Annotated in this window: 22 protein-coding genes; 21 read left to right on the top strand and 1 reads right to left on the bottom strand. The window is 44.1% G+C overall.

All coding sequences use genetic code 11. The features are described 5' to 3' along the window. Nucleotides 1-235: 235 nt before the first annotated feature. From DWX61_RS11005 to ptsP, 10 genes are all read left to right on the top strand, one after another. Nucleotides 236-1,063 (top strand): HAD family hydrolase, encoded by an 828-nt coding sequence (locus DWX61_RS11005; RefSeq protein ID WP_118625321.1) that lies wholly within the window; start codon nt 236-238, stop codon nt 1,061-1,063. Nucleotides 1,064-1,104: 41 nt separating this feature from the next. Then, the gene (locus DWX61_RS11010) at nt 1,105-2,415 is read left to right on the top strand and encodes an amidohydrolase (protein ID WP_118625323.1); all 1,311 of its coding nucleotides are present in this window, start codon (nt 1,105-1,107) and stop codon (nt 2,413-2,415) included. Between the two features lie 309 nt (nt 2,416-2,724). Further along, nucleotides 2,725-3,987, top strand: coding sequence for an ABC transporter ATP-binding protein (locus DWX61_RS11015; protein ID WP_118514978.1), 1,263 nt, complete (start codon nt 2,725-2,727; stop codon nt 3,985-3,987). Next, nucleotides 3,980-4,834, top strand: a complete 855-nt coding sequence (locus DWX61_RS11020; RefSeq protein ID WP_118514976.1) for an ABC transporter permease — start codon at nt 3,980-3,982, stop codon at nt 4,832-4,834. Before DWX61_RS11015 ends, DWX61_RS11020 begins: the two co-directional genes overlap by 8 nt. After that, on the top strand, nt 4,831-5,625 hold the full coding sequence (locus tag DWX61_RS11025) for an ABC transporter permease (protein WP_118625325.1): 795 nt from the start codon (nt 4,831-4,833) through the stop codon (nt 5,623-5,625). Before DWX61_RS11020 ends, DWX61_RS11025 begins: the two co-directional genes overlap by 4 nt. Next, entirely contained in the window at nt 5,615-6,661 is a 1,047-nt protein-coding gene (gene potA, locus DWX61_RS11030; protein WP_118514974.1) for a spermidine/putrescine ABC transporter ATP-binding protein, read from the top strand. The genes DWX61_RS11025 and potA overlap by 11 nt, the downstream gene beginning before the upstream one ends. Then, nucleotides 6,661-7,479 carry an ABC transporter permease gene (locus DWX61_RS11035; RefSeq protein ID WP_015525682.1) on the top strand — a complete coding sequence of 273 codons (819 nt, stop codon included), beginning with the start codon at nt 6,661-6,663 and terminating at the stop codon, nt 7,477-7,479. The genes potA and DWX61_RS11035 overlap by 1 nt, the downstream gene beginning before the upstream one ends. 12 nt (nt 7,480-7,491) lie before the next feature. Next, a complete protein-coding gene (locus tag DWX61_RS11040) occupies nt 7,492-9,345 on the top strand; it encodes an extracellular solute-binding protein (RefSeq protein WP_118625327.1) in 1,854 nt (617 codons plus the stop codon). Nucleotides 9,346-9,378: 33 nt separating this feature from the next. Further along, nucleotides 9,379-10,419 carry a polyamine ABC transporter substrate-binding protein gene (locus DWX61_RS11045; RefSeq protein ID WP_118625329.1) on the top strand — a complete coding sequence of 347 codons (1,041 nt, stop codon included), beginning with the start codon at nt 9,379-9,381 and terminating at the stop codon, nt 10,417-10,419. Nucleotides 10,420-10,448: 29 nt separating this feature from the next. Next, complete coding sequence (ptsP, locus tag DWX61_RS11050) at nt 10,449-12,101, top strand: phosphoenolpyruvate--protein phosphotransferase (RefSeq protein WP_118514966.1); 1,653 nt, start codon at nt 10,449-10,451, stop codon at nt 12,099-12,101. Between the two features lie 156 nt (nt 12,102-12,257). Here ptsP and DWX61_RS11055 read toward each other — a convergent pair whose 3' ends face one another. Then, a complete protein-coding gene (locus tag DWX61_RS11055) occupies nt 12,258-13,136 on the bottom strand; it encodes a homocysteine S-methyltransferase family protein (protein WP_118514964.1) in 879 nt (292 codons plus the stop codon). Between the two features lie 289 nt (nt 13,137-13,425). On the opposite strand from DWX61_RS11055, the gene DWX61_RS11060 reads away from it, so the two are divergent. The 11 genes from DWX61_RS11060 (at nt 13,426) to DWX61_RS11110 (ending at nt 25,920) form a co-directional block, all read left to right on the top strand. Beyond that, on the top strand, nt 13,426-14,151 hold the full coding sequence (locus DWX61_RS11060; RefSeq protein WP_015525686.1) for a polysaccharide biosynthesis tyrosine autokinase: 726 nt from the start codon (nt 13,426-13,428) through the stop codon (nt 14,149-14,151). A gap of 36 nt (nt 14,152-14,187) precedes the next feature. After that, nucleotides 14,188-14,904, top strand: coding sequence for a CpsB/CapC family capsule biosynthesis tyrosine phosphatase (locus DWX61_RS11065; RefSeq protein ID WP_015525687.1), 717 nt, complete (start codon nt 14,188-14,190; stop codon nt 14,902-14,904). A gap of 12 nt (nt 14,905-14,916) precedes the next feature. After that, complete coding sequence (locus DWX61_RS11070; RefSeq protein WP_118514962.1) at nt 14,917-15,651, top strand: YveK family protein; 735 nt, start codon at nt 14,917-14,919, stop codon at nt 15,649-15,651. Between the two features lie 51 nt (nt 15,652-15,702). Next, entirely contained in the window at nt 15,703-16,497 is a 795-nt protein-coding gene (locus tag DWX61_RS11075) for an immunoglobulin-like domain-containing protein (RefSeq protein WP_118514960.1), read from the top strand. A 95-nt stretch (nt 16,498-16,592) separates the two neighbouring features. After that, nucleotides 16,593-18,011: a sugar transferase gene (locus tag DWX61_RS11080; RefSeq protein WP_118514958.1), complete on the top strand. Its 1,419-nt coding sequence runs from the start codon at nt 16,593-16,595 to the stop codon at nt 18,009-18,011. Nucleotides 18,012-18,114: 103 nt separating this feature from the next. Continuing rightward, nucleotides 18,115-20,325 (top strand): polysaccharide biosynthesis protein, encoded by a 2,211-nt coding sequence (locus DWX61_RS11085; protein WP_353652873.1) that lies wholly within the window; start codon nt 18,115-18,117, stop codon nt 20,323-20,325. Between the two features lie 50 nt (nt 20,326-20,375). Then, nucleotides 20,376-21,581, top strand: a complete 1,206-nt coding sequence (locus tag DWX61_RS11090; RefSeq protein ID WP_118514956.1) for a DegT/DnrJ/EryC1/StrS family aminotransferase — start codon at nt 20,376-20,378, stop codon at nt 21,579-21,581. Further along, nucleotides 21,578-22,777 (top strand): ATP-grasp domain-containing protein, encoded by a 1,200-nt coding sequence (locus tag DWX61_RS11095; protein ID WP_118514954.1) that lies wholly within the window; start codon nt 21,578-21,580, stop codon nt 22,775-22,777. The genes DWX61_RS11090 and DWX61_RS11095 overlap by 4 nt, the downstream gene beginning before the upstream one ends. Before the next feature lie 15 nt (nt 22,778-22,792). Further along, complete coding sequence (locus DWX61_RS11100) at nt 22,793-23,383, top strand: sugar transferase (protein ID WP_015525697.1); 591 nt, start codon at nt 22,793-22,795, stop codon at nt 23,381-23,383. A 15-nt stretch (nt 23,384-23,398) separates the two neighbouring features. Continuing rightward, entirely contained in the window at nt 23,399-24,604 is a 1,206-nt protein-coding gene (locus DWX61_RS11105) for an ATP-grasp domain-containing protein (protein ID WP_118514952.1), read from the top strand. Between the two features lie 86 nt (nt 24,605-24,690). Then, nucleotides 24,691-25,920, top strand: a complete 1,230-nt coding sequence (locus tag DWX61_RS11110; RefSeq protein WP_118514950.1) for a glycosyltransferase — start codon at nt 24,691-24,693, stop codon at nt 25,918-25,920. Nucleotides 25,921-25,924: the final 4 nt, after the last annotated feature.

A 25,924-nucleotide genomic window follows, 5' to 3' on the forward strand; every position in this document is an offset into this window, starting at 1 on the left:
GACTGTTACTAATCGGGTGAGGGCTTGACCAAGAAACGCAGGTTAAGAATTGATTCAAAAAAGATTAACGATCATCAACAGAACATGTATGTAGTTTTGAATATACAATCGTAAAAAAGTGGCCATTTAAGCCACTTTTTTTGTGCTATAATAAAGAAATACTTTATCATCAATTTTCCTGTCAACTGAAAAAAGTTTCCCTATTCAGTTCATAGCAAAACGAAAGGATTTATTTATGAAAATACTATACGTATCAGATCTTGACGGAACTCTTTTGAGAAAAAATGAAACTTTATCTTCATATACAATAAAAATAATCAATGCTTTAACTTCTTCAGGCATGTTATTTTCCTATGCAACAGCTCGTTCCTTAAATACGGCAAAAAAAGTAACAGAAGGCCTTAACACACATTTCCCTCTTATTATATACAATGGTGCATTTGTGAAAGATAATATAACAGAGGAAATCCTTATTGCCAATTATTTTGCAGAGGATATATATGAGGTATTGAGGGATTTTTTTGCGCATGAAATATATCCGATCATATATTCATATCAGAATAATATTGAAAAGTTTTCTTATATAGCGGCAAAGGCAACAAGTGGAATGCAGGCATTTTTAAACAGCCGGAAGGGCGACAAACGTACGAATATTGTAACTACAGAATCTGAACTGATGTATGGAGATCTTTTTTATATTACCTGCATTGATAAGCCGGAGAAGCTTGAACCATTTTATCATAAATATAAAAATAAATATCATGTTGTTTATCAGAAGGACATCTACACAGGAGAGCAGTGGCTGGAGATCATGCCGCAAAAAGCATCCAAAGCGCAGGCTGCTTTGCAGCTAAAACAAAAACTGGAATGTGACAGATTAGTTGTTTTTGGTGATGGAAAAAATGATATTGATATGTTTGAAATAGCGGATGAAGCCTATGCAGTGGAAAATGCAGTGAGTGAACTGAAAGCTGTGGCAACCGGGATCATCGGTTCCAATGAAAACGACGGAGTAGCGAAATATCTCCAAAAAATATCTATTTTCAAACCAACTGTTTTATGATATCATATAGCTTAACCTGCGGAAAATGGAGGTTACGAAACATGAATCATATTGAAGAAAAAATCATTCAGACTATAGATGAACATAGAGAAGAAATCATAGCCCTTGCGAAGGATATTCAGAGTCATCCGGAGCCAGGGTTTTATGAGGAGAGAACAGCCGCACACGTAGCGGCTTTTTTGCGTGGCCTTGGACTCCGTGTACATGGGGGACTTGCACGCACAGGGGTTCGCGCTGAGTGGATGGAACAGGACGGACCGAACGTTACTATTATCGGAGAACTTGACGCCATCGGATGTAAGTCGCATCCGATGGCTGATCCCGTTAACGGGACAGCACATGCATGCGGACACCACGCACAGATTGCAGCCATGATCGGCGCAGCATTGGCACTGACCAATGAGGAGGTTCAAGCCTCTCTGTCTGGGTCCGTATCTTTTTTTGCCGTTCCGGCGGAGGAATACATCGATGCAGATAAACGTGCACGGCTTCGTAAAGAGGGAATCGGTTTTCCTGCATCCGGAAAAAGCGAACTGATCCGTCTTGGAGAATTTGACCATTCTGACATTATTCTGACAACCCACGTGCACATGATGCAGGTGGAGGAAGATTTCTACCTGGGGAATGCGGCTTGCAATGGATTTTCCGCAGAACGAGTGACAGTAAGAGGAAAAGCCGCACATGCAGCCATTGATCCATGGGATGGCGTCAATGCATTAAGTATTACTTCCAGTGCCATCCAGATGATGGGACTGATGCGTGAAACGTTCCGGGAGGAAGACCATGTGCGTCTTCACAACGTGATCCGGAAAGCCGGAGATGTGATCAATGCAGTTCCGGACGAAGCGGTGATCGAAACAAAAGTCCGTGCAGCGTCTCTGGATGCGATCAGGGCAACACAGGAAAAAATGGACCGTGCCTATGACGGAGCTGCCTATGCATTCGGTGGTACGATCGAAAGAGAACCGCTTCAGGGATATATGCCGATCCTGCACAGAGGTGCGGATAAAGTGATGGAAGAATCCGTAAAGCTTCTGGATGCTTCATACCGGTGTTCAAAGCCGGCAGATTTTAACAACGCCTGTACCGACGTAGGAGACCTGACCCATCTGTTTCCGGTGCTGAATTTTACATTCGGAGGATTTGCGGGAAAACTCCACGGAGCAGATTTTAAGATCATGGATGAAGAACTGGCTTATATTAAACCAGCCAAGCTTCTGGCACTGACTACGTATCGTCTTCTCTGTGACCAGGCAAAAGAAGCAAAAAAAATCTGTCAGGAATTTAAACCTGTATTTAACAAAGAAACTTATTGTCAGTATATACGAGATAATTTTCATGAAAATGAGTAGTTAACCTATAGTAATCCTGAATCAGGAAATCCCATGCGGAGTATAATAAGCAACCCTGAATCAGGAAAGCCCGTGCGGAGTATAATAAGCAATCCTGAATCAGGAAATCCCATGCGGAGTATAATAAGCAATCCTGAATCAGGAAATCCCATGCGGAGTATAATAAGCAATCCTGAATCAGAGAATCCCATGCGTGGTACAATAAGCAATCCTGAACCAGGAACGCCCTTGCGAGAGTGCAATAAGCAATCTTATATCAGAGAAGCCCATGCAGGGGGCGGATATCGTAGCAAACAGAAGGAGAACTAAATGTCCGAAATTTCATTAGAACTGAAAAATATAAAAAAGAGCTTCCAGGAAGGTGAGGACATCCTGGAAAGCATCTGTCTTACAGCAAAAAAAGGAGAATTTGTCACCCTGCTGGGGTCTTCCGGCTGTGGAAAAACCACCACACTGCGGATCATTGCAGGTCTGGAACAGCCGGATTCCGGACAGGTTTTTCTGGATGGAAAGGATGTGACATCTCTGGAACCGAATCAGCGCAATGTAAACACAGTGTTCCAGAATTATGCACTTTTTCCCCATATGAATGTAGCAGATAACATTGGATATGGGCTGAAACTGAAAAAAACACCGAAAGCAGAGATCAGCAGAAGAGTCAAAGAAATGCTGGAGCTTGTTCAGCTTCCGGGCTTTGAGAGGCGTAAGCCGTCAGAGCTTTCCGGCGGTCAGCGCCAGCGTGTGGCCATAGCCAGAGCACTTGTGAACAATCCGGAGGTACTTCTTCTGGACGAACCCCTTGGTGCGCTGGATCTGCAGCTGAGGCGTGCTATGCAGCAAGAGCTGAAGCGCCTGCAGAAGAAGCTGGGGATCACTTTTATCTATATCACCCACGATCAGGAAGAAGCTATCAACATGTCTGATACGATCGCTGTGATGAACCACGGACGCTTTGAGCAGATCGGGACGCCGGATGAGATATATAATCATCCGAAGACCAGCTATGTGGCAACCTTTGTTGGAAATGCCAATATACTGACCGGTATTGTGGAAAGTATTGCGGAAGAGGAGTCTGACGGTACTTCCGCTCAGATCACCGTAAGAACTGATGCCGGAAAAGTAAAAGTATCAATGAACACCGCAGCCAGATCTGACAGAGGATTTTTTCCGCAAAAAGGAGAAAAGGTCACCATCGCAGTAAGAAGCGAAAATATCCGGTTTGAAGAAAATAAAAAAAATGCACAACAAAGCACGCCGAATTGCACGTCAGAAAACACACAAAAGAGTGTACATGAACCCGCAGAAAAAAACACAGATGACAGTTGCGATGGCTTAACCGCCGAAGTCATTGAAAAAACCTTCGCCGGCGGCCAGCTCCGTGTTGTTTTGAAAACTTCGGAAGGGCAGGAAATCGTGGCAAGCCGTTACGGCATTGACACAAATGTCAGTGTAGGAGAAAAGGTGCACTGCTGTTTTCTTCCCACAGATGCAGTGCTGGTAGATCGGGAAGAAAGATCAGAAGAAGTATTGCCGGAACGGTCAGATATCAGTGCAGGAGGAACCAATGCGTAAGCATAGAGCAGGCTCCGTATGGATGATCCTGCCGCTGTATCTCTTCACGCTGATCTTTGTTGCACTGCCCCTTCTGTATGTGGTCGCACTGAGCTTTTCCACAGCAGACGGCGGCTACGGCGTGAACTGGAAATTTACTCTGGATAATTACAAGCAGATCCTGGAGCCTGTATACCTGCAGACCTTTACGGGATCTTTTCGTCTTGCGCTCACCAGCACTTTGATCATCTGTCTGGTGGGCTACCCCTTCGGATACTTTATGGCAAAGCTTTCCGAGGGCAAAAAGAAGATGGCAATGCTTTTCCTGATGCTGCCTTTCTGGGTGAATTCCCTGATCCGTCTTTATGGATGGATCATTATTCTCCAGAAAAAGGGGCTTCTGAATTATCTGCTGATGAAGCTTGGCATCATTCAGGAGCCCTTAAAAATCCTGTACAGCTATCCTGCGATCGTGATCGGTATGATCTATGTATTGCTGCCATTTATGGCACTGTCCGTATATTCCAGTGCGGAAAAGCTGGACTGGTCCCTTGTGGAAGCGGCCAGAGATCTCGGAGCCAGCAGATGGAAGGCCTTCTGGAGCGTCACCTTTAAGCTGACTTTGCCGGGACTTCTTTCCGGAGTGATACTAACATTTATTCCGTCTATGGGTTTGTTTTTTATTGCGGATATCCTGGGCGGAAACAAGATCGTACTTGTGGGAAGCCTGATCCAGGAGCAGATGACAAGAGGCAATAACTGGCCCTTTGCCGCAGCACTGGCTGTGGTACTGATGATACTGACAACTCTGATGATCGTATTATATCGGAAACTTACCAATGTGAAGGAACTGGAGGGAATCGGATGAAAAAGAACTCAAAGCTTTCAGGACTGTACCTGGGAATCCTGTTTTTCCTTATGTATCTGCCCATTGGTGTGGTAGTGGTATTTTCGTTTAATGAAGCAAGACTTCCGGTGCGCTTTACCGGCTTTTCTCTGAAATGGTATCAGGAACTGTTTCAGGACAGGGATCTGATCCAGGCATTGAAAAACAGTCTGATCCTGGCGGTGTCCAGCTGTGGGGTATCTGCGGTGATCGGAACATTGGGGGCTGTAGGACTTTCCAGGATACACTGGAAAACAAAAGGAGTGATGGAGTATATTTCCATTCTGCCTCTGATGATCCCGGAGATCATTCTGGGAATGGTACTGATGGCATTTTTCTATATGCTGAACCTGCCATTTGGAATGCTGACACTTCTGATCGGACACACGGTTTTCTGCGTGCCCTATATTTTGATGGAGGTAAAGGCAAGACTTGTGGGAATGGATCCGTCCCTGGAAGAGGCAGCCAGAGATCTTGGCGCCGGTTCCTTCCGGGCATTTTGGGATATTACCCTGCCACTGATCATGCCGGCTGTTATATCCGGCTCTCTGCTGGCCTTTGCCATGTCCATGGATGATGTGGTGATCAGCATTTTTGTAACCGGGCCGCGTGTATCCACGCTGCCGATAAAAGTTTACACACAGATGAAAACAGGCGTTACGCCGGAGATCAATGCACTTTGCACCATAATGCTGGGAGTGATCCTTCTGGTACTGGCAGTACATCTGATCGCAGGAAAACGCGGGAAAGGGAATATAAAAGATGAGCAATAAACTGATCGAGTTAAAAAATCTCACAAAAAACTTTGATGACCAGCAGGTGCTCCGGGGTATTAATCTGGACATCCACGAAAACGAATTCCTTACGCTTCTGGGCCCCAGCGGCTGTGGAAAAACAACAACCTTAAGGATCATCGCCGGCTTTGAGGAGCCAAGCGGCGGAGAGGTGCTGTTTAACGGTATTGAGATCTCCAAGCTGCCTCCATATAAAAGAGAGATCAACACGGTATTCCAGAAATATGCATTGTTTCCGCATCTCAATGTTATGGATAATATCGGTTTCGGCCTGAACCTGAAAAAGGTAGATAAATCTGTTATTGAGCAGAAGGTAAAAAGAATGCTGAAGATGGTAGGGCTGGAAGGCTTCGAAAAAAGAGATGTCACCCTTCTTTCCGGTGGACAGCAGCAGCGAGTTGCCATTGCCAGAGCTCTTGTCAATGAACCGAAAGTCCTTCTGCTGGATGAGCCGCTTGGTGCTCTGGACGCCAAGATCCGTAAGCAGATGCAGATCGAGCTGAAAAAAATCCAGAGAGAAGTAGGAATCACATTTATCTATGTTACCCATGACCAGGAAGAGGCACTTTCCATGTCTGATACGGTAGTTGTTATGAACAATGGTGAAATTCAGCAGATCGGAAGCCCGACAGATATCTACAATGAGCCGGAGAACCGTTTTGTGGCAGGATTTATCGGAGAGTCCAATATTATAGAAGGAACTATGATCAAAGATTTCCTGGTGGAATTTGATGGTTTCCGGTTTGAATGTGTGGATAAAGGATTTGAGGACAACGAAGCCATTGAGGTTGTTCTCCGCCCGGAGGATCTGGATATTGTGGAACCGGATCAGGCCAAGATCAGAGGAACTGTACGGAACATTACGTTCAAGGGCGTGCACTATGAGATCCTGATCGAGACGGAGCTTCGCACATACATGGTTCACACTACCGATTATGCAGAAGTGGGACGTGAAGTGGGACTGAAGTTTGGTCCTGAGGATATCCATGTTATGTGTAGAATGGGAGGATACTAATGAAACAGTTCAAGCATCTGATCAAGCCGTATATCATCTGGGCTTCGATCCTGATCGTGGTACCATTGATCCTGATCGTGCTTTATGCATTTACCTCAGATGGAAATGAAGTTCTGACCCTGCATTTTACATGGGCGAATTTTGCAAAATTTCTGGAAGCTACATATTTAAGTGTTATCCTGAAATCCTTCCGCCTGGGTATCCTGACCACACTGATCTGCCTGGTCTGCGGGTATCCGTTGGCGTACATTATCTCCAAATATTCCGAAAAGGTGCAGAGCTTTCTGATCCTTATGGTCACCATTCCCATGTGGATCAACATGCTTCTCCGTACCTATGCATGGATGAACATTCTTTCTGACAATGGTCTGGTGAACAACCTTCTGAAAATGCTGGGAATCTCACCAATCACCATGATGTATACAGATTTTTCCGTTATCGTGGGCCTTGTCTGTAACTTTATGCCGTTTATGATCATTCCAATCCATACATCCTTAAGTAAAATGGACAAGTCACTGATCGAAGCGGCCAACGACCTTGGTGCCAATCCCTTCCAGACCTTCTGGAGGATCACCTGGAAGCTTTCCATGCCGGGTGTGGTCAATGGTATCATGATGGTATTCCTTCTGTCCATATCAACCTTCGTTATTCCGAAGCTACTCGGCGGCGGTCAGTACATGCTGATCGGTAATCTCATCGAGTCACAGTTTATTTCTGTAGGCGACTGGAACTTCGGAAGTGCCATCTCTCTGATACTGGCAGTGATCATCCTGATCTTTATGAGTTTGATGAAGAAGATGGACACCCAGGACGATTAAAGGAGGCAGGAGATGAAAAGAAAAAATACCATATTTTCAAAATTATACGTAGTGCTGTGTCTGGCATTTTTTTACCTTCCGATCCTTGTGACCATGATCTTTTCCTTTAACTCATCCAAGTCCCTGACCAGATTTACAGGATTTTCCCTGCGCTGGTACGGGGAGCTGATAAACAACATGGAGATCAGTAAGGCGGTTTATGTTTCGGTCACAGTGGCAATTCTGGCAACCGTTATTTCCACAGTGCTGGGAACCATCACAGCCATCGGACTTTCAAAATCCAGAAAGGTGCTGAAGGAGATGGTCCTTACCATCAATAACTTTCCGATCCTGAACCCGGAGATTGTAACCGCGATTGGTCTGATGCTGCTGTTTTCCTCGCTGGGAATGACGAAAGGCTATCTGACCATGCTGCTGGCACATATCGCATTCTGTACGCCCTATGTGATCACCAGCGTATATCCGAAGGTACGAAGCCTGGATCCGAACCTTGCCAATGCAGCCATGGATCTTGGCGCAACGCCATATCAGGCACTTACCAAGGTTATTGTGCCTATGATCAAAGAAGGGATTTTTGCGGGAGCGCTCCTGGCATTTACTATGTCCTTTGACGATTTTGTAATTTCCTACTTTGTTTCCGGAAACGGAGTAAAGAATATTTCCATTGTTGTATATAATATGACAAAGCGTATCAATCCCACCATCAACGCTCTTTCTACCATTGTGATCGTGGTCATTGTACTGGTGCTTCTTTTTGCAAATCTGATCATGCCGAAGCTACAGGCTTCCACCGTGAAAAAAATGGATCCGAAAAAAAGAAGGATCGTTGCGTTTGTCACAGCTGCTGCTGTTGTTCTGGTATTGGGAAAGTGGACGATCGTAAGTCAGGGAAGCCATGTGCTTCGTGTATATAATGCCGGAGAATATATGGACCTGAGTCTTCTGGACAAATTTGAGAAGCAGTATAACTGTACCGTTGTATATGAAACCTTCGAGTCCAATGAGATGATGTACACCAAGCTGGCCAGTGGCGAAACCTACGATGTTCTGGTTCCGTCAGATTATATGATCGAAAGACTGATCAAGGAGGAATATCTTCAGGCACTTGACTGGAAGAAGATCCCTAACAGCAAAAATCTTCTTCCCGAGGTTCAGAATAAGGACTATGATCCGGGAAATCGTTATTCCTGTCCGTATTTCTGGGGAACTGTAGGAATCCTTTATAATAAGAATGTAGTCTCTCAGGAGGATCTTGACAAAGAGGGCTGGAATATTCTCTGCGATGAAAAATATAAGGGAGATCTTTATATGTATGATTCCGAAAGGGATTCCTTTATGATCGCCCTGAAAGCGCTGGGGTATTCCATGAACACAAAGAATCCTGATGAGATCCAGCAGGCTTATGAGTGGCTGATCCGGCAGAGAGATACCATGGATCCGATCTATGCAGGTGATGATGTGATCGACAACATGATCTCAGGAAACAAGGCAATGGCGGTTGTTTATTCCGGAGATGCTTCCTATATTATCAGCGAAAATCCGGAGCTTGGCTATTATACTCCGCAGCAGGGAACCAATACCTGGTATGATGCCATGGTCATCACCAAGGACTGCAATGAAGTAGATCTGGCTCATGAGTTCATCAATTTTATGCTGGATGATGAAAATGCTCTTTCCAATACCGAAGAAGTAGGATATACTTCTACTGTAAAGAGTGCATTCGAGGAGATGAAGAACGGAACTTATGAGGGAATTTCTTCCTATATTCCGCAGATCGACAATCCAAAGAATGAGATCTTCGGATACCAGAAGCCAAAGATCAAGCAGAAATTCGCAGAGCTTTGGACAAAGGTAAAAGCAAAATAACAAGACGTCAGAGAGAGACATGAAGGAGGTTCTATGAAATTAAAAAAAGCAGCAGCGATCATGTTATGTGTGGTACTTGGAACATCTGTGGCAACAGGTGTCAGCGTCAGCGCAAAGGATAAGGATGAACTGGTACTTTATACATGGGACGGAATGTTTCCACAGGAAGTGCTGGATGATTTTGAAAAAGAAACAGGGACTAAGGTGGTATATTCCAACTTTGATACCGATGAGACCATGCTTGAGAAGCTTTCTCAGGCAAAGGGCGGCGATTACGATGTGGTAATTGCAGATGATTATATTATCGACAGCGCGGTAAAAGAGGGACTTGTCCAGAAGATCGACAAGGATACCGTTTCCAATTTTAAGAACATCAACCCCCTTTACCAGGGACAGTTTTATGATCCGGATGATGAATATACAGTACCTTACGGAGCAGGAATCCCACTGATCGTATATGATCCGGAGCAGGTAGATATCGACATTAAAGGATACAAGGATCTCTGGGATAAGTCTCTGGAGGATAGTATTGCCATCGTAGGTAATTACCGCGTGATCTGTGGCATCACACAGCTTTCCATGGGAGAGAGCATGAACGAAGAAGATGTAGCCGTGATCGACAAGACCGGTGAGAAGCTGAAAGAGCTGGCACCGAACATTCGCATGATCCAGGATGACAATACACAGAATGCACTTCTCAACGGAGAGGCAAGTGTGGCATTTCTTTATACATCACAGGTAACACAGGCACTGAAGGATAATCCGGATCTTAAGGTGGTTTATCCGGAGGAAGGTCTTGGATTTGGTATTATGGGAATGTTTGTGCCGAGTGAAGCACCGAATGCGAAGGCTGCCAATGAATTTATCAATTATATCCTGGAGCCGGAAGTATCTGCACAGTGCATCAACTATATCGGATACTACAATACAAACAAGGCAGCAGATGATCTGGTAGACGAGAGCCTGGTTGTTCCGGACAGTGTGACAAAGGGTGAGATCGTACAGAATGTAAGCCAGGAAGCAGAGCAGGAATACAATAAGATCTGGACAGAGTTTAAAGCTGCCTGCGATTGAGCAGACGGACCAGTAAGGGGGTTTTTTAGTTGGAGATATACAAAGGTACATCCGCTTTTTCCGGAATAGCCATTGGAAAAATACTGTATTACCACAGAGGCGAATATCAGATCCGTCAGTCCATGGTAGACAATGTAAAAAAGGAACTGGATCGTCTGGATAATGCAAGAACAGCGGTAAAGAACCAGATCCAGCATATGTATAAAAACGGAGCACCCCTCCCAAAAGAGCAGGAGCTGACATTGAAACGGCAGCTGAAGCTCTTAAGTGGCGGCAGCTTCCAGCGGGCCGTGGAAAGCATGATCACGACAGAAAAGGTCAGTGCAGCTTACGCAGTCCAGACAACCAGGGATGAGCTTGCCAATGTGTTCCGCAAACTGGAGGACGAGGCTGTCAAAGAACAGATCGAAAATATCAGGGAGATCTCCGAACTGCTGATCGGCGCCATGGGTGGCTCCCATGCACGGATCAATCTGGGAGATGAGCCGGTGATCCTTGCAGCAGAGCAGCTTTCCCCCAATGAACTTCTGGAGATGAACAAATCCAGTCTTCTGGCGGTAGTCATGCATCAGGGGTCTGTTATTTCCCATGTATCGATCATGACAAAATCCATGGAAGTCCCCACCCTGGTCGAGGTGGAGATAGAGAAAGAATGGGATGGCCATATGGCTATTGTAGATGGGTATACAGGAACACTGTATATCGATCCGGAGCCGGAGCTTCTTAAGGAATATGAGATCCGTCATGCAGCAGATAAGGAAGAACGGGAAGAACTTTTGAGACTTCGGAACCAGAAGGATATCACAGCCGATGGCAAGGAGATCAAGCTTCTGGCAAACATCGGAAATCTGGACGATCTGAATACGGTTCTTTATTACGGAGCGGCAGGTATCGGCCTTCTCCGAAGTGAATTCCAGTATCTCGGAAGAGAGAATTATCCAAGAGAGAATGAGCTGTTCCGTGCCTATAAAAAAATAGCCGAGGGTATGGATGAACGTCCGGCAGTGATACGTACCGTGGACCTGGGGGCAGACCGTCAGGCAGAATATATGGCAATTCCTGATGAGGTCAATCCTATGATGGGAAACCGTGGCATCCGCCTCTGCCTTGATCGCAAAAAAATGTTCAAAGCGCAGCTTCGGGCTATTTACCGTGCAAGTGCCTATGGAAATATCAACCTGATGTATCCGATGATCACGTCCGAGGATGAGCTGGATGAGATCGAGAAGCTGATCCGGGAGGTAAAAAAGGGTCTGGATGAGAAGAACATTCCTTACAAAAACATCCGTACCGGAATTATGATCGAGACACCGGCAGCGGTCATGATCAGTGAAGAACTTGGAAAACGTGTGGATTTTCTGAGCCTTGGAACCAATGACCTGACCCAGTATACTCTGGCCATGGACAGGCAGAATCTTCTTTTGAAGGATAAATACAACGATCATCATCCGGCACTTGTAAAGATGATCCGCATGGTAACAGAGGCAGGACATAAATCAGGATGTGAAGTTTACATATGTGGAGAGCTGGCAGCAGATTCCAATCTTACAGAAGCTTTTATCCAGATGGGAGTGGACGGCCTTTCCGTTGTTCCTGCCTGTGTACTTCCTGTGCGAAAAGCGATCCGCAGCTCTTATGCGGATGAGGCAAACCGGCCGGCGGAAGCAGTAAAAGAGAAATAATATCCGAAAAAACAAAAATCCTGGGAATTTCTATGTTGATATCTGTTGATATCTCACATAGGATCCTCAGGATTTTTTTGACGGAATCTTCCACTCACGGCTTATTGTTGTTCTCAATTGAAGCAGTGCGTGGAAAAATATCTGTTCCGGTTAAAGTTATCGAAGTCCAAGCACCTGGGCGGTTTCCGAAATAAACTCCGGTGTGGTACCACAGCATCCGCCGATCACGGAAGCACCGTTGTCCACAAGCACCTTCATATAACCTGCAAAATCCGCAGGCGTCATGCTGTAAACTGCATTTCCAAGATCATCGATCTGGGGCATTCCAGCATTGGGTTTGGCGATGACCGGAATGGAAACGTTCTCTTTGATATTGCGGATAACCGATACCAGCTGATCCGGGCCAACCGAGCAGTTGATGCCGACAGCGTCTGCACCTGCAGCTTCCAGGGACATGGCAGCCTCTATGGCATTTCCGCCGCTGAAGATACTTCCATCTGCTTCTACAGTCACGGTACAGATGATAGGAAGCTCGCAGACACTCTGGCAGGCGTCTACAGCAGCCAGTGTCTCCTCGATGTTGATCATGGTTTCCGCTACGATCAGGTCCACACCTGCGTCACGGAGATAGCCGATCTGTTCCTGATAGACTTCGAAGGCTTTTTCGTAAGTCATGTCACCGGCCGGTGCCATCATCTTGCCGGTGGTGGTGATATCACCTGCTACTAAAACACCCTCCGGTGCGATCTCCTTTGAATAGCCGGCCAGGGTATGATTGATCTGTTCGATCTGATCCTCCAGCCCGTGCATAGTGAGGTTAATACGGTTTCCGCCGAAGGTAGGCGCATAGATGATATGGCTTCCCGCCTCGATATATGCCTTCTGCAGAGACTGGATCACATCCTTGTGCTCAAGCACCCAGCTCTCTGTGCAGACACCACGTGGCATGCCGGCCTTCATCAGGTTGGAGCCGGTAGCACCATCCAGCAGCAGGACATGATTTTCGGTCAGTTTCTGAAATTCCTGTTTTGTCATATGTTTATATCCTCCTTATGGCAGCCAATCACGGTTGGCAAAAAATAAGGCTCCTCCTGTAACCGCTGCACTCATTGCCGTGGGTTTATTTTAACACAGGGAATAAAAATAATCTATCCTGTTTCTGAGCGGGGAAATAAAAATTAGGCAAATTGTACATATTTAACGGCTTTTCTGTCGAATAAAGAACTTGCGTATTAAGAAATGAGATTGTATAATAATCTGTAGACATGCCCAAGGGGCAAGACTGTCATCAGATAGAACATAAAGGTAAAGGTGAAAAGGAATTATGATTAAAGTTAAACTGAGCAACTGGAAGTCTGATCACCAGATGGATGAGGCTTATAAAGCTCTGCGAACAAATATCCAGTTCTGCGGAGCAGATAAGAAAGTGATCGCACTTACCAGCTGTACTCCTAATGAGGGAAAGAGCAGTGTGGCATTTAATCTTGCTGCCTCTCTTGCTGAGAGCGGCAAATCTGTGCTTCTGATCGATGCCGATCTGCGTAAATCCGTTTTGATGGGACGTGTGACAGTAGACCAGGAGGTTATGGGACTTGCCCATTATCTTTCCAAGCAGGCCAAGCTTTCCGACGTGATCTGTGCCACTACACTTCCGAAGTTCCATATTATCTTCTCCGGTATCGTACCTCCGAACCCGGCAGAGCTTCTCGGAAACAGACTTTTCAAGGATATGATCCGTGTGGTAAGAGATGTTTATGATTATGTTATTGTAGATACACCGCCGCTTGGACTGATCATCGACAGTGCTATCATAGCAGATTCCTGTGACGGATCTGTAATCGTCGTTGAATCCGGTACCATCAGCTATCGTTTTGTACAGGAAGTAAGAGATCAGCTTGCCAAGAGCAACTGTCCGATCCTGGGAACCATCCTGAACAAGGTGGACTACAGCAAGGCCGGCAATTATGGTCACTATGGCAAGTATGGTAAATACGGCAAGTACGGCAAGTATGGTTCTTACGGAGATTATGGTGAGAGCAGCAGTAAATAAAAAGACATTGACAACAGAAATGAGTGGGTTATTTTAATGAAGGGACTTTATGATATTCATTGTCATATCCTCCCCGGGGTGGATGACGGTGCAAGAAACATGGAAGAATCACTCTGGATGCTCAATAAGGAGTATCAGGAGGGCGTACGTCATGTGATCCTGACACCACATTTCCGGTATGATATGTTTGAGCCGCATATGAACATTGTGACAAGACAGTTTATGCAGCTGCGTAGAGCAGCCATGAATATTGGCGATGAAGGCATGAGGCTTTATCTGGGCTGTGAACTCCATTCCAGTATGGATATGGTGGAATGCCTTAAGAAGGGACGGCGGCTTACCCTTGCAGGTTCCAGATATGTGCTTGTGGAATTCAGCAACGGAGATGAGAAAAATTATATTGAAGAACGGGTCAGAAGTCTTCTGATGAATGGTTTTATCCCGATCATCGCTCATGTGGAACGTTATAAGGCCACCCGGAACGATATCGGATTCCTGACAGAGCTGAAGGATATGGGAGCACATATCCAGGTCAACGCAGATACCATCAGCGGTCAGGACGGATTCGGGGCAAAAACCTTCGCACGGAAAGTCATGAAGCATGGGCTTCTGGATTTTGTCGGTTCCGACGGACACCGTAAGACGGAGCGTATCCCGGAGATCGGCAAATGTGTCGCCAAAATGGAAAAAACAATGGGGAGCGAATATGTAAAGAAGATCTTTATCAAAAATCCCCGGAAAATCACAGGGTAATGGAGAAAAGAAATGGAAAATCAGACTGTTAACAACAACGACGAAGTAGAGATCGATCTTGGTGAGGTATTTCACCTGTTACTGAGCAAGCTGGGTGTTATCATTTTATCCGGTATTGTTTTCTGCCTGGCAGCTGTTATGGGAACCATGCTTCTGATCACACCGAAGTATGAATCCACAACCAAGATCGTGGTACTGTCCAAGCAGGACGGCAACACACTGACCAATCAGGATATCCAGACGAGTACATCACTGACAAAGGACTATGCGGAGCTGATCAAGAGCCGTACAGTTACCGAGGGTGTGATCGCACAGCTGAACCTGGATATGACACATGAGAAGCTCCTTAAGAAGCTTTCCGTAGATACACCAACCGATACACGAGTAGTATCCATCACAGTTACAGATACCGATCCTTATACAGCGGCAGAGATCGCAAATGCAGTAAGAGATATTGCTTCCAAGCATATCCAGCAGGTTATGGATATCAAGGCAGTAAATGTGGTAGAGACAGCAAACATTCCGGATGAGCCGTCAAGCCCAAGCGTACCGAAAAACGGTGTGATCGGCGGACTTCTGGGTATCCTTCTGGCAGCAGCCGTTGTGATCATCGTATATCTGACAAACGATACCGTAAAGACACCGGAAGACGTAGAGAAATATCTTGGATTAAGTGTACTTGGTACGATTCCGTACTCTTCCAAAATGGGCAAGAAATCCAAAAGGAAAAAGAAACGTCACGCATAAAAATAACAACAACGGATCAAAGTGTTGGGAAAGGCCGGGAGCAGCAAAAATATGAAGAAATTTTTTGTGTTTTTATTAGTGGTCATCTGCCTTGGTATGGGAGCCGGTGTAGTATACATGAAGAGCTCTGAGGATAATGAAGGACCGAAGATCACATTTGAAGAGGGAAAAGATACAAATTATACATCCGATATGACAGAAGAAGATCTTCTGAATGGTGTAAAGGCACAGGATGACAGGGACGGAGATGTTACAGATTCTCTTACCGTAGAAACCATATATCCGAAGAACGACGGAAAACAGGTTTCCGTTATCTTTGTTGCAAAAGACAAAAACAACAATGTAACAAAAAAAGAATTTACCATGGAGGCTCAGGACGGCAGCGCCGAAAATCCGCAGCTGGGACTGATCGATAATGATGGACTCCCAGAGGACGGAGATTCCGCAGACATCACAGAGCCGGCAGAAGAGACAGATATGCCGGATGGGGCAGAAGCAGACAGCACAGATGCTGAAAGCGGAGATTCCACAGAAGGAGAACTGACCCCGGAGGAACAGGCGCAGAAGACACAGGAAGACAAGATCGAGCAGCTCTCTCCGCAGGATCCAAAGATGTATCTGACTACCTATTACGTAGAGGTACCGGTAGGAACTACGTTGGATAAATTAAGCTATGTAAAGGATATCCAGGATGATACAGAATCAACCAGTGATCTTTTCAAAAAAATCCAGATCACCGGTGATGTAAATACAGCCGCACCGGGAACTTACGAGCTTACATATTATGTAGTCGACAACAGTGGAAACAGCTCCAACGGAGCCGTACTGACTGTTGTTGTAAAATAGTGCATGATACCCCTCCGTGGTCTTCAAAATACCGGGGGGGGGTAAAATAAACACAGTATAACATACTGTAAGCGAGGGAAGGCGTATAAAAGGATATGTATCAAAAAGAAAACAGTAGCTGGGTAAAACATGCGGATTTTGCGATCTGCGATATGCTGTGTCTGCAGCTTGCGTTTGTACTTGCATACTGGATCCGAAACGGGATCGATCAGCCATACGAGACAGAGCTGTACCGAAATGTGGCAGTGGTGATGTTTCTTATCCAGCTGATGGTCACATTTTTTAATGAGAGCTTCAGCGGAGTTCTGCGAAGAGGAATGCTGGTGGAACTGAAGAAAACCTTTGAACAGTGTACACTGGTCTGCCTTCTGGTTCTGGCATATATGTTTCTTTTAAGAATTGGAAACAATTATTCCAGAATGATCCTGCTGATCACCTATGTGCTTTATACCTGCTTCAGCTATTGCGGCAGACAGGCACTGAAGAAATTCCTGAAGGATCGCAGATACGAAGAAAGCGAGAAACGATCCCTGCTGATCGTTACAGTCAGTGAAGATGCAGACAATGTGGTGGAAACCATCCGCAAGAATAATTACGGAACCTATCATCTGGCAGGAATTGTTTTTATGGATTGTGACAGGAAGGGAGCATCCGTCTGTGGAGTACCGGTAGTAGCCGGGAAGGAGGATATGATCTCCTATATCCATAAGAACTGGATCGACGAAGTATTTTTTGCAGTACCTAAGCAAATTCCAATCCCGGAGCAGATGATTAAGGATTGCTCTGCAATGGGAGTTGTCATCCATATGAGACTGGCAACCATGAAATCCCTTGGCAAGAACCAGGTGGTGGAGGAGCTTGGTGGATATACCGTGCTTTCCAGCAGTATCCACATTGTAACGCCGCGCCAGATGTTTGTTAAGAGAGCCATGGATATCGCAGGCGGTTTGGTAGGCTGTCTTTTTACAGGAATCGCAGCGATCTTTCTGATTCCGGCCATCAAGATCAAATCTCCGGGTCCTGCATTTTTTTCACAGGTCCGCATGGGAAAGAACGGTCGTCCGTTCAAGATCTATAAATTCCGCTCCATGTATATGGATGCAGAAGAACGCAAAAAAGAACTGATGAAACAGAATAACGTAAAAGACGGAATGATGTTCAAAATGGATGATGATCCACGAATCATCAAAGGTGTAGGACATTTTATCCGAAAGACATCCCTGGATGAATTTCCGCAGTTCTGGAATATTCTGAAAGGAGATATGAGCCTTGTAGGAACCAGACCGCCGACAATGGATGAGTGGGAGAAGTATGAGCTTCACCATCGCAAACGTCTGGCCATCAAGCCGGGACTTACCGGTATGTGGCAGGTAAGCGGCCGAAGTGATATCACAGATTTCGAGGAAGTCGTAGAGCTTGATACGAAGTACATTGCCGAATGGTGTCTGAAGCTGGACATTGAGATCCTGGTTAAGACAGTTATGGTCGTTTTCCGCGGAAGCGGCGCGAAATGATCAATACATATTGAGATTGAATATAATGCCCCGGACTGCGGAGATGCAGTCCGGGGATAAAAATAAATTAGATAAGTTATAAATATAAAAGAGGAAGTTAAAAATGCAGATTTTATTGATCATGCTGATCGTAGTACTTCTCGCGTTCTTGGTCCTGCTTCTGGCACTGGCAAAACAAAGTCCCAGAGAAAAGCAGACAGAAGATAAAAAGCAGGAAGAATACATCAGGGATTATGCAGAAACAGTAAGACAGACCGGAGGAAGTATGAAGAAGTTAGAACATTGGAAAGTAATTGCGATATATCTGATCATCTATGACATAATAGCTGTTAATTTTTCTTATTTTATGGCACTGCTGGTGAGATTCGATTTTCGGTATTCCTCGATCCCCACAGATTATTTTGCTGCATGGAGGAGTTTTGCACCGATCTATACCATTATCATCCTGGCAGTGTTCGGATGCATGCATCTGTATAACAGTGTATGGCGTTTCGCAAGCTTCCATGAGCTGATCAAGATCACGGTAGCAACTGTGATCACAGGCGTTCTGCATATTGCGGGTATCACGATCTTCTGGGGACGGATGCCGGCCTCCTATTATCTGATCGGTATCATGCTGCAGTTTTTCCTGACTGTAGGCGTACGTTTCTCCTATCGTTTTGTACTTCTTGAGCGGAACCGCAGAGAAAAGAGCGAGCGTGAAGAGCGGAGCAAAAACGTGATGATCATCGGTGCAGGAGAAGCGGGAAGAACAATTGTCCGGGAGCTTCAGAATGCAAAGGAAACCAATTCCAGAGTACGCTGCCTGATCGATGATAATCCGAATAAATGGGGAAGATACATGGAAGGAGTTCCGGTGGTAGGCGGAAGAGACGATATTTTTCTCAATGTGGATAAGTATCATATCAATCAGATCCTTCTTGCGATTCCGACTGCAACACCGCATCAGAAGCGGGATATCCTGAACATCTGCAAGGAAACCGGGTGCGAGCTGAAGCAGCTTCCGGGTGTATATCAGCTTGTAAACGGAGAAGTATCCCTGAGCAAGATGAAAAAAGTAGCAGTGGAGGATCTTCTCGGACGAGACACCATCAAAGTCAACATGTCAGAAATCTTTCAGTATCTGAAGGGTAAAAGGATCCTGGTAACAGGAGGCGGCGGCTCCATCGGAAGCGAGCTCTGCCGTCAGATCGCAGGTCATGAGCCGGAGCTTCTGGTGATCTTTGATATTTATGAAAATAATGCTTACGACATTGAACAGGAGTTGAAGGCCAGTTATCCGAACCTGAACCTGAAGGTACTGATCGGCTCCGTCCGTGACAGCAAAAGGATCAACTGGGTATTTGAAACCTACAAGCCGGAGATCGTATATCATGCAGCCGCACATAAGCACGTGCCGCTGATGGAGAACAGCCCCTGTGAGGCGATCAAGAACAATGTGGTAGGAACCTATAAGACTGCGTATGCGGCAATGATGAACGGCTGTCAGCGATTTGTGCTGATCAGTACCGACAAGGCCGTAAACCCGACCAACATCATGGGCGCCAGCAAACGACTCTGCGAAATGGTAGTCCAGAGCATGAACATGGTCAGCCACAACGGACACACCGACTGGCTGCCACGACTTGGCGGACACAGAAAGGATACCCTGGATGCACTTCACGACAACGAAGGCCAGGCATATGTAAGTGAGAACCCTGCATCAAAAGCAGGAACCGGCACAGAATTCGTAGCTGTACGATTCGGAAACGTTCTCGGCAGCAACGGAAGCGTAATCCCGCTGTTCAAGCGCCAGATTGAAAAAGGCGGTCCTGTCACTGTCACACATCCGGACATCATCCGTTACTTTATGACTATCCCGGAGGCCGTAAGCCTTGTCCTCCAGGCAGGAACCTACGCCAAAGGCGGCGAGATCTTCGTCCTGGACATGGGCGCCCCGGTAAAGATCGACACCCTTGCCCGAAACCTGATCAAGCTTTCCGGCTACACACCGGATGTAGACATCAAAGTCACCTACACCGGTCTCCGCCCAGGCGAAAAGCTCTACGAAGAAAAGCTGATGGCCGAGGAAGGCATGGAGAAAACTCCAAACGACCTCATCCACATCGGCAAACCCATCGAAATGGACGTACAGGAATTCTTCAAACAGCTGGAAGTCCTGGCAGCATACGGCTACGCCAACAGCGAAAAGATCCGAGACATTGTAGCTGCGATCGTACCGACCTATCACTCTGCGGATTCCGACCTGAAGCTGCATAAGAAGGTGTATGAGGAGCTGATGAGTGAGGCGGCTGTGGCTGCGGAGAAGAACTGATAACTGATCAATAATTTACATATATACGAAAACGAAGGAGTGTTGAAAAAATGAAAATCCCATTTTCACCGCCAGATATTACAGAGGCAGAAATCGAACAGGTAGCAGAAGCTTTAAGATCCGGATGGATCACCACCGGACCGAAAACCAAGGAACTGGAAAGAGAAGTGGCAGATCTGTGTGGTATCAGCCGTGCAGTCTGCCTGAATTCACAGACAGCATGTGCGGAAATGACATTACGTCTTCTGGGAATTGGTGAAGGAGATGAAGTGATCACATGTGCTTACACCTATACTGCAAGTGCATCTGTGGTGTGTCATGTCGGTGCAAAACTTGTTTTGATTGATACACAGAAAGATTCTCTGGAAATGGATTATAACAAGCTGGCAGAAGCTATTACAGAAAAAACAAAAGTGATCATTCCGGTGGACCTTGGCGGAGTGCCATGCGACTATGACAGGATTTTCTCTATCGTAGAAGAGAAAAAGAAGCTTTTTCATCCAGACAATAAGCTTCAGGAAGCAATTGGAAGAGTCATTGTAATGGCAGATGCAGCACATGCATTTGGTGCAACCTGGCATGGAAAACCAGTGGGAAGCATTGCGGATTTTTCAAACTTCAGCTTCCATGCAGTGAAAAACTTTACAACAGCAGAAGGCGGCGCTGTGGCATGGAGAGATATCGAAGGAATTGATAGTGAAGAAATCTATCATCAGTATCAGCTGTTATCACTTCATGGTCAGTCAAAGGATGCCCTTGCCAAAACGCAGCTTGGAGCATGGGAGTATGACATCATCGGACCTTGGTTTAAATGTAATATGACCGATGTAGTTGCCGGAATCGGACTGGCGCAGATGAAACGGTATAAAGCTTTGCTTGCAAGAAGAAAAGAAATCATCAGCAGATATGATGCAGCATTTAAACCACTTGGCATCGAAGTACTGGATCATTACAACGAAGAGCATCAGTCCTCCGGACACCTGTACATCACCAGAATTCCGGGAATCACTCTGGAGCAGAGACACGAGATCATCGTCAAAATGGCAGAAAAAGGCGTTGCCTGCAACGTACATTACAAACCACTGCCAATGATGACTGCTTATAAAAATATGGGATTTGACATTAAGGATTACCCGAATGCTTATAAGCGATTTGAAAATGAGATCACATTGCCGCTGCATACGAAATTGACGGATGAGGAAGTGGAGTATGTGATTGAGATGTATTGTGGGATTGTGAAGGAATATATTAAATGAAAAAAATTATGATTTTGGGAGCAAGTATATTACAGCTTCCAGCGATAAAAAAGGCAAAGGAAATGGGGCTGGAAGTTGTAGTTGTCGATATGAATCCGGACGCAGTAGGCTTTCAGACAGAAGGAATCGAAAAAGAAATCATAAGCACGATTGATATACCTGAGATAGTGAAAGCTGCAAAAAGACATTCTATTGATGGAATCATGACACTTGCTACAGATATGCCAATGAGAGCAGTGGCAGCAGTGGCAAAGGAAATGAATTTGATCGGAATTAGTGCAGAGACAGCTGTGAAAGCAACAAATAAAGCGGAAATGCGGAAGGCACTGAAAAAAGCAGGTGTTCCAATTCCTGTATTTTACAAAGTATCTACTAAAGAAGAATATCTGGAAGCAGTAGAAAAAATAAAAGAAGCAGGTTATCGATGTATTATAAAACCGGCAGATAATTCGGGAAGCAGGGGAATCGATCTGCTTAAAGATTATGACAGTGAAACTGTGGAAAAGGCTTATAACTACAGTAAGGAATCTTCAAGGTCCGGAGATCTCATGGTTGAAGAGTATATGGAAGGGCCAGAGGTAAGTGTAGAAACTTTAAGTGTCAACGGCGTATGCCATGTTATTCAGATTACAGATAAGCTGACAACAGATGCACCATATTTTGTAGAAATGGGACATTCACAGCCATCAGGTCATACAGAAGAAATAAAGAAGCAGATAGCGAAGGTGGCTATTGCAGCGAATCACGCAATCGGTATTTCAAATGGACCATCCCATACAGAAATCAAAATAACGAAGGATGGACCTAAAGTTGTAGAGCTTGGAGCACGGCTGGGAGGAGACAATATTACGACTTATCTTACGCCTCTTTCTACAGGTGTAGATATGGTTGAAAGTTGTATACGAATTGCACTTGGTGAAACTGCAGACTTAAAGCCTAAGTTTCATAAAGCATCTGCTATAAGATATTTTAGAGTTGAGCAAGGTTTCATCAGAGATATCAGGGGACTTGAAGAAGCCAGAAAGATTCCAGGCGTAAAACAGATTTATGTTGTACATGGAATCGGGGAAAAAATGAATGGCATAAAGAGCAGTGGAGATCGCAGCGGTTTTGTAATCGCTCAGGCAGATACAGCTGAAGTGGCTGTAGAAATATGTGAAAAAGCGCTGGATTTAATAGAAATAGAAATGGAGTAAGGGAAGTATAAATTCATGTATGAAAGATACATAAAAAGAGGTTTGGATGTTATATTTGCAGTCATTGCACTGCCAATCGTATTAGTAGTCTGTATTATTTTTGGGACATTGATCTGGCTAGAGGACAGGGGAACGATTTTTTATCTGGCAAAGAGAAGGGGAAAAGACGGGACAATCTTTAATATGTATAAGCTTCGTTCCATGAAGGTAAATGCGCCAGATATTAGAAATAAGGATAATTCAACTTTTAACAGTGCAGATGATCCAAGAGTAACAAAAATCGGAAAGCTAATGAGAAAAATTTCAGTTGATGAGCTACCGCAGGTGTTTAATATTCTGAAAGGAGACATGAGCTGGATCGGACCAAGGCCAGTAACAACAGACAGACCATTGTCTGAGTATGACCAGAAAAGAAAAGATCGTTTAAAAGTAAAACCAGGCATTACAGGGTATACACAGGCCTATTATCGAAATAATATTTCACAGGAAGACAAATTGGCTCTGGATGCAAAATATGCACAGAAAGTAACATTTCTGGGTGATCTGAAGATTTTTTTTAAAACAATTGAAACTGTAGTATGCAGAAAAAATGTTTATACAAATTAGAAGGGAGAAGAAATAATGGGTGTTGAAGGAAAAAGACTTTTAGTATTAGGTGCTGGAAGAGGACAGATCGGACTGTATAAAGCAGCAAAAGAGATGGGAATCACAACAATTGCAGGAACCATGCCTGATAATAATCCTCCGGGAATTCCTCTGGCAGATGAAGTGTGCTTTATGAATATCGCAGATCCTGATGAGGTTGCTAAAAAAGCAGCGAAGCTTAAATTGGACGGAGTGGCCACTTGCTGTCTGGATACAGGAATTTCAGCTCTTGGAAAAACTTGTGATTCTTTAGGATTAACAGGACTTCAGGAAAAAGCTGCCATCATGTGTAATGATAAGTCAAAAATGAAAAAGGCATTTATGGAATACGGTGTAAGTACAGCACAGTATTTTGAAATTTCCAGTGAAGAGGAATTAAAAAATGCATTGGATAAAATAAAGTTGCCTGTAATTATCAAAGCCACAGATCTTCAGGGAAGTAATGGAATTTACATAGCAAAAACAGAAAAAGATGCCTATGACGGATTTCATGCAGCAATGGGACTAACAAAAAGATCTTATTGTATTGTAGAAGAGTTCATAGAAGGATGGGAGTTTGGTGCACAGGCATTTGTCTATAACAATGAAGTACTTTTTGTAATGCCGCATGGTGACGAAACTTATATGAGCCATACGGCAGTACCGGTAGGCCATTATGTTCCGCTTGACTGTGATGAAGATATTCACAAACAGACAGAAATAGCAGTAAAAAGTGCAATCAAAGCATTGGGATTAAATAACTGTGCAGTAAATGTGGATTTGATTCTCCGGGATAATAAAGTCTATGTCATAGAGCTTACCGGACGTGTAGGCGCAAACTGTCTTCCAGAGCTGGTGGAGATAAACTTTGGAATCGAATATTACAAAATGATCGCAGCAATGGCTGTTGGAGAAAATCCGTTGGAGTATTGGGGAAAGAGAAATTCCAAAACAACGGCAGGATTGGCACGAATGATTCTTTCAACAGAAGAAAGTGGAACCCTAGAAGATATCAAATATACCGGAGAAATGGATGAAGATATTCTGGAAATAACATTCTTTAAAAAACCAGGAGATCAGATTCGAAAATTTGTATTTTCAGCAGATTGTATTGGCCAGATTATTGTAAAAGACTCTACATTGGATGAGTGTAGAGCAAAAATCAATAAAATCATGAGTAATATTGAAATAAAACTCAAATAGGAGAACTGCAGTATAGCTGGCTGTTTATAAAAATTATAAATGGCCAGCTGTATACGATTTTAAGAAAAGATAGAAGAGGAAGATTAATGAAAACGCTGTATTTGCTTACAAATTCCTTTCCTTATGGAGATTGGGAGCCTTATTTGGAAACAGAAATAAAATATTATGATGACTTTGACGAAGTATATATTTTTGCATTACAGATTAGAAAAGAACACTTAAAAAGAAAAAGAACTGTTGGAAACAATGTGAAAGTAATTCCAATTATGAAAGCGTCAAATAAGACCTATTTATTATATAGTTTCAGGACTCTGGCAGATATTAATTTATATAAAGAATTTGCACGTCTGGTGAAATCACGTAGATTATCTGTGCGAAATTTTGTAAACATGTTTGTTTATTTCAGTCGTTCTCATTATGAAGCAGATTTAATAGATAAAAAAATGAAAGGACATGTGAATAAAGAGTCAATATTTTATTCATATCGTTTTGAATATCAGCCATATGTGGCAATGTTATTAAAAAAGAAATGGAAATTGAACAGTAAGATTGTAAGCAGGGCACATCGGTATGATCTTTATGAAGAAGAACATAAAGGGAATTATATACCAATGAGAGAGGGAATTCTTTCAAAAATTGATAATATATATCCGTGTTCAGATCATGGTACCGATTATCTGAGAAAAAGATTTCCTCAATATAAACAGAAAGTGCATACCAGATTCTTAGGAACAATAGATCATGGAGAAAAGGAGTATCTTTTCAATGATAAATGTTATGAAATTGTCAGCTGTTCTACAGTGACAAAGGTAAAAAGACTGGATTTATTGATAAATGCGTTATCTCAAATTAAGGCTATCCCGATTAAGTGGACACATTATGGGGATGGAATTTTAATGGATGAAATAAAAAAAATGGCAAAAGACAAACTGAGAGATAATATTCAGTATGAATTTAAAGGAAATGTCAGTAACACAGAATTAATGAAACAATATCAGAATAAAAATTACTATGTGTTCGTGAATGTAAGTTCATCAGAAGGAATTCCTGTATCAATTATGGAAGCAACATCTTTTGGAATTCCGTGCATCGCAACAGATGCAGGGGGAACGAAGGAGATAATTAGTGATAAAGAAAATGGGGTTTTATTATCTCAGAATATAACGGCAAATGAATTGGCTAAAAAAATAACGGATTTTTGCAAATTAGATTCATACCAATATAGAAAAAACAGAGATGATGCTAGATGTTTTTGGAATAAAAAATTTAATGCAGACTACAACTATCAGAAATTTATAAATGAAATAAGTAATTGAGGAT

The sequence above is a fragment of the Ruminococcus sp. AF20-12LB genome (assembly GCF_003478985.1).
Taxonomy (GTDB): Bacteria; Bacillota; Clostridia; order Lachnospirales; family Lachnospiraceae; genus Blautia_A.